The sequence below is a fragment of the Mesorhizobium sp. genome, from assembly GCF_017306585.1.
Classification (GTDB): Bacteria; Pseudomonadota; Alphaproteobacteria; order Rhizobiales; family Rhizobiaceae; genus Mesorhizobium.
In genome coordinates this window covers 1-9714 of record NZ_JAFKIC010000022.1, presented here as the reverse complement: position 1 = coordinate 9714, position 9714 = coordinate 1, and the positions used below count along the sequence as shown (strand labels likewise).

At 62.4% G+C, this 9714-nt stretch carries 14 protein-coding genes; 4 read left to right on the top strand and 10 right to left on the bottom strand.

From position 1 onward, the window contains the following. Positions 1-292: 292 nt before the first annotated feature. From J0I79_RS00720 to J0I79_RS00710, 3 genes are read left to right on the top strand one after another with little or no spacing between them, the layout of a single operon-like run. Positions 293-1081, top strand: a complete 789-nt coding sequence (locus J0I79_RS00720) for a DUF1295 domain-containing protein (RefSeq protein ID WP_292854398.1) — start codon at positions 293-295, stop codon at positions 1079-1081. After that, entirely contained in the window at positions 1078-2118 is a 1041-nt protein-coding gene (locus J0I79_RS00715; RefSeq protein WP_292854390.1) for a cyclopropane-fatty-acyl-phospholipid synthase family protein, read from the top strand. Before J0I79_RS00720 ends, J0I79_RS00715 begins: the two co-directional genes overlap by 4 nt. Then, complete coding sequence (locus J0I79_RS00710; protein ID WP_292854388.1) at positions 2115-2684, top strand: hypothetical protein; 570 nt, start codon at positions 2115-2117, stop codon at positions 2682-2684. Before J0I79_RS00715 ends, J0I79_RS00710 begins: the two co-directional genes overlap by 4 nt. 15 nt (positions 2685-2699) lie before the next feature. Here the strand turns inward: J0I79_RS00710 and J0I79_RS00705 are convergent, their stop codons facing one another. Beyond that, positions 2700-3110, bottom strand: coding sequence for a DUF2177 family protein (locus tag J0I79_RS00705; RefSeq protein ID WP_292854395.1), 411 nt, complete (start codon positions 3108-3110; stop codon positions 2700-2702). Positions 3111-3296: 186 nt separating this feature from the next. Here J0I79_RS00705 and J0I79_RS00700 point away from each other — a divergent pair, with 186 nt between their 5' ends. Then, the gene (locus J0I79_RS00700) at positions 3297-3677 is read left to right on the top strand and encodes a DUF2147 domain-containing protein (protein WP_292854385.1); all 381 of its coding nucleotides are present in this window, start codon (positions 3297-3299) and stop codon (positions 3675-3677) included. Positions 3678-3707: 30 nt separating this feature from the next. On the opposite strand, the gene J0I79_RS00695 is transcribed toward J0I79_RS00700, so the two are convergent. The 9 genes from J0I79_RS00695 to J0I79_RS00655 all read right to left on the bottom strand — a co-directional run. Then, a complete protein-coding gene (locus tag J0I79_RS00695; protein WP_292854393.1) occupies positions 3708-4592 on the bottom strand; it encodes an aminoglycoside phosphotransferase family protein in 885 nt (294 codons plus the stop codon). Next, positions 4588-5508, bottom strand: coding sequence for a GTPase Era (gene era, locus J0I79_RS00690; protein WP_292854382.1), 921 nt, complete (start codon positions 5506-5508; stop codon positions 4588-4590). Before era ends, J0I79_RS00695 begins: the two co-directional genes overlap by 5 nt. Next, positions 5505-6230 (bottom strand): ribonuclease III, encoded by a 726-nt coding sequence (gene rnc, locus J0I79_RS00685; RefSeq protein WP_292854379.1) that lies wholly within the window; start codon positions 6228-6230, stop codon positions 5505-5507. Before rnc ends, era begins: the two co-directional genes overlap by 4 nt. A gap of 4 nt (positions 6231-6234) precedes the next feature. Continuing rightward, positions 6235-6984 (bottom strand): signal peptidase I, encoded by a 750-nt coding sequence (gene lepB, locus J0I79_RS00680; RefSeq protein WP_292854376.1) that lies wholly within the window; start codon positions 6982-6984, stop codon positions 6235-6237. Positions 6985-7061: 77 nt separating this feature from the next. Next, the gene (gene acpS / locus J0I79_RS00675) at positions 7062-7475 is read right to left on the bottom strand and encodes a holo-ACP synthase (protein ID WP_292854374.1); all 414 of its coding nucleotides are present in this window, start codon (positions 7473-7475) and stop codon (positions 7062-7064) included. Next, positions 7472-8071: a DUF2062 domain-containing protein gene (locus J0I79_RS00670; RefSeq protein WP_292854371.1), complete on the bottom strand. Its 600-nt coding sequence runs from the start codon at positions 8069-8071 to the stop codon at positions 7472-7474. The genes acpS and J0I79_RS00670 overlap by 4 nt, the downstream gene beginning before the upstream one ends. Positions 8072-8332: 261 nt before the next feature. Continuing rightward, entirely contained in the window at positions 8333-8713 is a 381-nt protein-coding gene (locus J0I79_RS00665; protein ID WP_292854368.1) for a VOC family protein, read from the bottom strand. A gap of 11 nt (positions 8714-8724) precedes the next feature. Beyond that, positions 8725-9303, bottom strand: coding sequence for an orotate phosphoribosyltransferase (gene pyrE / locus J0I79_RS00660; protein ID WP_292854366.1), 579 nt, complete (start codon positions 9301-9303; stop codon positions 8725-8727). 31 nt (positions 9304-9334) lie between these two features. Next, on the bottom strand, positions 9335-9714 hold a 380-nt coding region (locus tag J0I79_RS00655), incomplete at its 5' end, for an ACT domain-containing protein (protein ID WP_292854364.1).

Sequence of the window (9714 nt, the reverse complement as noted above, 5' to 3'; positions counted from 1 at the left end):
TTTAACTTATGTTATTCATTCATATAACACTCGACGGCTAAGGACAATCGGACCTCTAGATCGGCTATACCCATGAAACAGTGAGGATCCGGGTAGAGGTTCCTGACTTTGGCGCCTGGTTCACCCGGGACCAACATGACGGCCAATCGCTCGGGGCGACTTTCGATACGGGAGGCGAAACTCGAGGGACCGGCGTTGCGTTATTGGCCGCAAGGACATCTTCTCCGGTCGAGACCACGCCGTGCCTTCTCTTTACACCCTTGTCGCTGCCGCACTCGCCTTGTCGCCGGCGATGGCAGGCGCATGGCTGATTGCGATTCGCTCCGGCCAATCGGGCTGGATCGATGCCATCTGGTCGTTCGCCGTGGGTGGCGTCGGAGCGACTCTTGCACTCCTCCCGCATGACGGCGGATCATCGCCGGCGACACGACAATTTATAGTGGCCTCGCTTGCCGCGCTCTGGTCGCTTCGCCTCGGCCTGCACATCGTCTCCCGGACGATGAAAAGCGGCGACGATCCGCGCTATGTGCAGCTGCGCGACGAGTGGGGCGGAAATTTTCGCCGGCGCCTGTTCTGGTTCCTGCAGATCCAGGCGGGTTGCGCGCTGTTGCTGGTGCTTGCCATCGCGGCGGCGGCCCGCAATCCGGCGCCTGAACTACGGCTGGGTGATTGGTTGGGAATCGCCATCATGTTTGTTGCGATTGCCGGCGAAGCCCTGGCCGACCGGCAATTGGCAGGCTTTCGCGCCGATCCCGGGAACAAGGGGCGAGTCTGCGATGCCGGACTTTGGGGATATTCGCGCCATCCGAACTATTTCTTCGAATGGCTGGGCTGGCTCGCCTATGCGGCAATCGCCATCGATCTGACTGGCGCCTATCTCTGGGGGTGGGTCGCCCTTTGCGGTCCGCTCTTCATGTACTGGCTGCTCGTGCATGTCTCCGGCATTCCGCCGCTTGAGGCCCATATGCTGCGTTCGCGCGGCGATGCCTTCCGTGACTATCAGCAGCGCGTGAACGCCTTCTGGCCTGGCCCTGCCCTGCACCAATCATCCATCCACACCCCAGGGAATCCCAGAGCATGAACCTCATTGCCTCGGCCACCAACATTGTCGAACGGACCGCTTTGCCCGATCCGCTGACGCGCTACGGCATTCAATTCCTGGTGGGGCGCACCCGCCGCCGGCTGTCGGCCGGCTCCATGACCAGCGAAGACGATTTCGCCCGCGCCATGGCGCGGCATCCGATCGCCACCCATGTCGAGGCCGCCAACGAGCAGCACTACGAACTGCCGCCGGCCTTCTTTGGCCTGGTTCTCGGGCCGCGCCGCAAATATTCAAGCTGCCTTTACGGCGACGGCGCCGAAACTCTGGCGCAGGCCGAGACACGCGCGCTGGAAGAGACCGTCGCCCACGCGGATCTGCGTGATGGCCAGCATATCCTGGAACTCGGTTGCGGCTGGGGTTCGCTGACCCTTTTCATGGCGAAGCGCTTCCCCAAAGCCAGGATCGTCGCAGTTTCCAACTCGGCGCCGCAAAGGCGCTATATCGAGGAACAGGCCAAGGCGCGCAAACTGGAGAATGTCAGCGTCATCACCGCCGACATGAATGACTTCAATGCCAACGGCGTGTTTGACCGGATCGTCTCGGTCGAAATGTTCGAACATATGTCGAACTGGAAGGCGTTGCTTGAGCGGGTCAGAAGCTGGATCGCGCCGGACGGCAAGCTCTTCCTGCATGTCTTCACCCACAGGAATGGCTGCTACCGTTTCGATCACGCCGACAAGAGCGACTGGATCGCCAACCACTTCTTCACTGGAGGCGTCATGCCGAGCCATGGCCTGATCCGGCGCTTTCCCGACATCTTCGAGGTCGAGCAGGAGTGGCGCTGGAACGGCAAGCACTATCAGCGGACAGCGGAAGACTGGCTGGCCAATTTCGACGCCAACCGCGAGCAGATCGACCGCATTTTGCGAGAAGTATACGGCGCCGAGGCCGCGCTGTGGCGGCGGCGCTGGCGGCTGTTCTTTCTGGCGACATCAGGCCTGTTCGGTCATGCCGACGGCGAGGAATGGGGCGTCAGCCACTATCGGCTGAGCCCGGTCATGGGCCGCACCAGTTGAGCCTTTCGTCGCTCTGGCAATCGGTCAAGGATTACGCCGCCAATGACGACCCGCTGGTGGCGACCGCCAATCTGATCGCCCTGGTGGTCGTCTCCAACCAACCCTTCTATCCGCTCTATCTCTACTGGCTGGTCGGACCCGAGATCGCGCCCTCATACTGGCTGTTCCTGTCGACGCCGTTCTTCGCGGCCGTGCCCGCGATCGCGCGCCTGAACACAACCGCCGGCCGTGCGCTGCTGCCGCTCGCCGGCATCGCCAACACGATTCTTAGCGCCAAGGTGTTCGGGGTCGCCTCCGGGGTCGAGATGTTTCTCATCCCGTGCGTGCTGATCGGCTTCGTTGTTTTCCGCCCAGGCGAGCGGATGATCGCTTTCGTCATCGCAGGCGCGGCCTTGCTTGCCTTCACCCTGCTGCATGACCGTTATGGCACGCCCGTGCATGTCTATACGCCGGAGCAATATGCAAGCTTCGTCAAACTCAATGCAACCAGCGTGGGCACGCTGACCGCTTTCGTCGGACTGCTGGTTGCCGGCCTGATCCGCGGAACGGAAGGACGAAAAGGATAACCAGACCTGGCCTGGCTAGATGACGCGCGCGAAGTGGCGGGCGATGAGGAAGCCCAGCGCTGCCGCCGTCGCCGACAGCACTGTTCCCCAGCAGAGATCGGCAATGGTGATCTGCACGGGCCAGTTCTTCAACGTCGCCTGATTGGTGAGGTCGTAGGTAGCGTAGGCGACGAAGCCGAAGATCGCACCGTTCAGGGCGGCGGTCATGGCGCTGCCCCTGGCAAATGCCGGCTGGATGGCGAAATATACGATGCCGGCGATATAGATCACATAGAAGAGAACTGCGGGCGCCACGTTGAAACCATCCGCCAACATGTCGCCGAGCAGCGGCCTGTAGAGCCGGCTGGCGGTCAGCGTCAGCCAGATCGAATCGATGCCGAGGAAGACCAGCGCCGTCGCCAGATAGGCAATCGCATAGGTTTTCAGCAAGATCGCTCTCCAATGCAGTTTCTTCTCTATCCCGAGCAGGAACGGCCGACATGGCGATACAGTTTCGCGGCTGTCGCGCCGGAAGCTGATGGCGATGAAGACGGCCACCAAAAATCGATTCTCCGCCGAAACTTCCAGGGAGGCGCCCGCGTATTTGCCTCGATATTCGCGGCGGGACCGGGCATGAAAGTAAGGAAAATCGCACTGGGGCTGAGCGTGCTCTGGCTGACGGGAGCAGCGGTCGCGGCGTCGCAGCCCGACCCCTCTGGTACCTGGATGCGCGGCGACGGCAATGCGAAGGTGCGCATCGCGCCTTGCGGAGCGGACATCTGCGCCACCAATCTGTGGATCAGGGACACCAGTCACGGCGAGAATGTCGGCGACAGGTTGGTCATGACGGTCAGACCGAAATCGGCCGATACTCTGGCCGGCAAGGCCTTCGACCCGAAACGCAACCTGACCTATTCGATCCAGGTCAAGGTCATGAAAGCCAGCTTGGTTACACGCGGCTGCGTCATCGGCGGCCTGGTCTGCAAGAATGTGAACTGGTCGCGCGCCCGGTAGGCCGGAGCCTGTTCGGCAACGGGACAGGGTTCAATGCCGATCTCTGTGGTCGGCAAGCACCGCGTCGATGACCCGCCACGACTGATCGAACTCGCTCTGGTTGCCTGTGAGACCCGCAGCGGTAATCAACGCCTTCCACAGCGCCCAGCCACGCCCGCGCGCCCAGGTCGCATCATCGACTGCAATAGCCGCGCGAAACACCTCGCGACTCCTGCCTTCGAACAGCGTCCAGGTGATCGCCAGATCGCAGGACGGATCGCCGACGCCTGATGTACCGAAGTCGATCACCGCGCTCAGCCGGCCATCGTCGACGAGCAGATTGCCCCAGGCGACATCACCATGGAACCAGACGGGCGGCCCTTGCCATGCCGCGGCCAGGGCGGCTTCCCAGACGGCGCCGACAGCCAGCATATCGATCCGCCCACGGAGCGCCTCGATCGCCTGCCTCGCCTCCCCATCATAAATGGTCAGCGGGCCGCCACGATAGAAATTGTGTGCACCGGCGACAGGCCCGCCAGTCGGGTCGACGCGTTTCAGAGCGGTCAGGAACCCGGCCAGGTCAGCCGCGAATTGCGGCAGGTCGGCGATGCGCTCCCGTTTGGCGGTCTCGCCTTCGATCCAGCCATATATGGACCAATGCCAGGGATAGCCCTCGGCCGGAACGCCCATGGCAAGCGGTGCAGGGATAGGCAGGGGCAACAGCGGTGCGAGTTTGGGCAGCCAGCGGTGCTCCTTCTCCACCTGCAGGGAATAGGCGGCGGCGCTCGGCAGACGCACGGTCATCTCGTCGCCAAGATGAAAGGTCCTGTTGTCCCATCCACCGGACGCGACAGATCTGACAGGAAGGTCTTTCCAGTGGGGAAATTGCGCGGCGACGAGGCGACGCACCAGGGCGGCGTCGATCGCCGGGCTAATGCGGAAACTCCAGGCCCATCTCGCGGTAGCGTTCGGGGTCGTCACCCCAATTTTCGCGCACTTTCACGAACAGGAAGAGGTGCACCTTCTGCTCGAGGATCGCAGCTATCTCCGTGCGCGCCGACTGGCCGATGGCGCGGATGGTCTCGCCCTTGTGACCCAGCACAATCTTCTTCTGGCTGTCGCGCTCGACATAGATGACCTGCTCGATGCGCACCGAGCCATCCTTCTTCTCCTCCCATTTCTCGGTCTCGATGTGCGAGGAATAGGGCAATTCCTGATGCAGCCTGAGATAGAGTTTTTCACGGGTGATTTCCGCCGCAAGCTGACGCATCGGCAGGTCGGAAATCTGGTCTTCCGGATAGTACCAGGGGCCGGCAGGCAACGCCTGCGCCAGATAGTCGAGCAGATCCTTGCAACCCGAGCCGGTCAACGCCGAGACCATGAAGGTGCGCTGAAACGGTACTTTCTCATTGGCTGCCGCAGACAGGGCCAGCAGCGCCTCCGGCTTGACCCGGTCGACCTTGTTGAGGATCAGCGCCATGGGCTGGCGGACATCCTTCAACCGTTCCAGGATGGCCTCCGCGTCGCCGCGTATGCCACGCTCGGCATCGATCAGCAGTAAAACAATATCGGCATCCTTGGCGCCGCCCCAGGCGGTGGTCACCATCGCCGTATCTAGCCGCCGCCTGGGCTTGAAGATGCCCGGCGTGTCGATGAAGACGATCTGCGCATTGTCATGGGTGGCGATGCCGCGCACGATGGCGCGTGTCGTCTGCACTTTGTGGGTGACGATCGACACCTTGGCGCCGACCAGTTGGTTGACCAGCGTCGACTTGCCCGCATTGGGCGCGCCGATCAGCGCAACGAAGCCCGAATGTGTCGTGGGAGCGGCTTGGGTATCTTCAGCGGTCATGCCGCGCTCCCTTCATTGGCCCACACGCCTTCTCGAACCAGCAGAGCGGCAGCGGCGGCCTGTTCCGCCTCGCGCTTGGAACGGCCGCTGCCGATCGCCGGCTGGAACACGCCAACCCTGACGCTGATGGTAAACAGCGGATCGTGGTCCGGCCCTTCCCGGCCATCGATCTGGTATACGGGAACGGCACTCGCCGCCTGATGCGCCCATTCCTGCAATTCGGTCTTGGCGTCGCGGCGGGCGGCGCCCGAAGCCTGCGAGCGCGGCTGCCAGTATCTGTGGATGAAAGCGCGTGCCGCATCCAGTCCACCGTCGAGATAGAGCACGGCAATCAGCGATTCCAGCGCGTCGGCGCGCAGATTGACGCGTTTGCGCCCTTCGAGCCCACGCACATCCGACCCGGCACGAATCAGATCCGGCAGCCCGATGTGCTCGGCGATATCGGAAAGCGCCTCGGCATTGACCAGCGCGTTGAGCCGCAGCGAGAGTTCGCCTTCCGCGGCATCGGGAAAGGCGGCCAGCAACATGTCGGCAACGACCAGGCCCAGCACCCGGTCGCCGAGAAATTCGAACCGCTCATAATCGGTGCCGGCATTGGCGCCCCGGGCACTTGCATGGGTCAGGGCCCGCTGCAGGCGCTGGCGGTCGCCAAAGGCATGACCTGTGCGTTCCGCGAGCGCTTCGGCGAGCGCATCGGCGGTCAACCGTTTAGGTGCCGCCATGATCCTAGTTGACGAAATGGAACAGGCGCGAAACGCGCATCAGCGACGGCCATTTCCAGATTTCGAGCGGGCTCGCCTTGCCGGCGATCGAGAAGAAGACGAGGTTGGCGCGGCCAACCAGGTTCTCGGCGGGAACGTAGCCGACGGTGAAGCGGCTGTCGGCGGAGTTATCCCTGTTGTCGCCCATCATGAAATAGTGGCCGGGCGGCACGTCGAACTCACGGGTGTTGTCGCCGATCGAGTTCGGCGACAGGTCCAGCGTGTCGTAGCTGACGCCGTTGGGCAGCGTCTCGCGGTAGACGTCGATCGGATAATCCTTCTCCGTAATATCGGGATTGTCGATCTGTCCGGTTTTCACACGCGGGACGCCGACTCCGTTGATGAACAGCTGGCCGTCCTTCATCTGGATCTTGTCGCCGGGCAGGCCGACCACGCGCTTGATGTAGTCGACGGAAGGATCCGGTGGGAACTTGAACACCACGACGTCGCCGCGCTTGGGCTCGGAGCCCCAGATGCGGCCAGAGAACAGGTCAGGCCCGAACGGCAGCGAATAGCGCGAATAGCCGTAGGACCATTTGGTGACGAACAGATAGTCGCCTTCCAGAAGCGTCGGCCGCATCGATCCCGACGGAATCGAAAAAGGCTGAAACAGCAGCGTGCGGATGACGAGCGCGAGCAAAAGCGCCTGGACGATGACGCTGACGGTTTCGCCAAGCCCGCCGGATTTCTTCTGGGATTTTTCAGCCACGCTCATGTCGTCCTCGATTGTGCGTTGGATGTATAGAGTCTCGGCGCGCGCTGGGCAACGTCAATGCCCGTCGTCAAATGCAATCAATGTGGCACTTGTTCGACGGGCAACGCCTCTATGATCACAAAGGCTTGAGCGAGCGGGAAATCATCCGTGATAGTGAGGTGGATCGACGCCTTGTGATTTGGAGGCAGGATCTTCTCCAACCGCGCCAACGCTCCGCCGGTCAGCGCCATGGTCGGCGCGCCGCTGGGCAGGTTGACGACGCCCATGTCGCGCCAGAAAACGCCCTGCGCCAGGCCGGTGCCCAGCGCCTTGGCGCAAGCCTCCTTGGCGGCGAAGCGCTTGGCGTATGAGGCGGCGCGGGCGCGGCGATTTTCCGAGCGCGCCTGTTCGATGTCGGTGTAGATTCTCTGGACAAAGCGCTGGCCATGACGTTCCAGCGATTTCTCGATGCGCCTGATGTCGATCAGGTCACTGCCGATCCCGATGATCATTGCGCGGCGGAACCGACGCTTGCGCCGGGATGGGGCGACTGCTCTCGGCGGCTTGCCCGCTCGGCCAGGCGCTTGCGCCTTTGCTCACGAAAGACATTCATGCCCCAGCGGGTGATGCCATAGAAGACAAGACCGAATATCAGCCCGAGCGGCACCGCGCCGATCAGCATCGGCTCCAGCACCGGGTGCCACAGTTTGGCGAAGGAAAGCTTGTGCATCATCTCGCCCAGATGCGCCGGCGGACCGTGCGCGGGTAGGCGATCATGCAGGATGAGCTTGCCTGTTTCCCAGGACGCGCCCCAGAGCAGCGGGAAGGTCAGCGGGTTGCCGAAGAATACGGCGCCGAGCGCCGCCGCCACCAAATTGCCGGCGATCACCCAGCACAAGACGGCGGCAATGATAAAATGGAAGCCGACGGGAAAGAACGACGCGAAGACGCCGGCGGCAACCCCCGCCGCCACCGCGTGCGGCGTGGCCTTCAGCCGCAGGATACGCTTGGAGAAATACTGGAGCGAACGTGAAAACGAGCGGCGCGGCCACAGATAGGTGCGCACCCGCTCAAGAAAACCATCCGGCTCGCGGCGACGAAAAAGCACTCTTTTCCTATTCCCGATATTTTAAAACGTGCAGTCCAGCTGCTTCCAGCTGGGTTTCAAGCGTTACATCTTGCGCCCTGCGGCGACCGTAAGGCAATCGCGCCCCTGATATAGCCACACGCGACCTCGACAACAACCAAGCGCCATCCGTAACACGGCCGTCCCGCCATAATTTTTGGTAAGGTCGTCTCTCCAACAGCTGATAATCGCGGCGAATTTTAGAAGCGGCCTCGGGTTTTTGTCGCAGCCGAGTGCCGGCAACTACGGCAGATACTGGCTGACCTCGACGAGGTTTCCATCAGGATCGCGGAAGTAGACCGACATCATTGGCCCCTGCGCGCCGATGCGCTCGACGGGCCCAAGCTCCACCGTCACGCAATTGGCTTGGAGCGTCGCGAGCAATTCGGCCAGCGGCCGATCGGCGACCAGGCAGAAATCGCCGGATCCGGCCGTCGGCAACTTCGCCTTCGGCTCGAAGGTGCGGCCGGTTTCATGGACATTGATCTTCTGGCTGCCAAAAGCCAAAGCGGTTGGACGGCCCGGCGTGTCGATGCGCTTGAAACCCAGCACACGCTGATAAAAATCGCAGGTCGCGTCGAGCGACGCCACCGTCAACACGAAATGATCGATGCCGACGATCATTTCGTGTCCCCTCAGATGTTGCGGCTGCCGGGCTTGATTGCCGGCAGGGCGGCAAGCTCGGGCGGCAAGCGGTCCGGCGGGTAGGCCGGAACCTCATATTCGGCAAGCGCGATCAGCGGCACGCCGACATGGGTCTTGCCGGCGGAGCGGTCGATGATGCAGGCGGCGGCAACCACTTCGGCTCCCAGTTCACGCAGGCAATCGATGGTTTCGCGGATCGACAGTCCGGTGGTGACGATATCCTCGACGATGACGACACGCGCACCCTTGTCGATCTCGAAGCGGCGCAGGCGGAACTCGCCCCCTTCCCGCTCGACCCAGATCGCCGGAACGCCGAGATGACGTGAGGTCTCGTAAGCGGGAATGAGCCCGCCGATCGCTGGGCCAACGACGTAGTCTATCTTGCCCGGCACCGCGGCACGGATCTTCTCGGCCAACGCCTTACACAGTTTCTCGGTCTTGTCGGCATGCATGAACACCCGCGCCTTCTGCAGGAAGACCGGGCTGCGCAAACCCGACGTCAGGATGAAATGCCCCTCCAGAACAGCGCCCGCCTCGCGGAAAATGCCCAGCACTTCATCGGTATTCATGGTTCCCCTACCCCCTCATGGATGAGCCGCGTCAGCCATTCACACGTCGTGCATCGCTGACGCTGGAATTGTCCTTCAACTGCGACAGCAGCCGGTTGAGATGCTTCAGATCCCAGACCTCGAGATCGATCAGCATTTCGGTGAAATCCGGCGCGGTGCGCACCATAGACAGCGTATGGATGTTGGCGTCGTTGGACGCAACGACCTGGGCGATATCGGCGAGCGATCCCGGCGCATTGATGGCGGTGACGGAAACGCGCGCGGGAAAGCGCTCCTTGGTGCGCTCATCGATATCCCAGCGCACGTCGATCCAGCGCTCCGGCTGGTCGTCGAAAGCCTGCAACGCCGGCGACTGGATCGGATAGATGGTTATGCCGGTGCCCGGCTGAACGATACCGACGATGCGGTCGC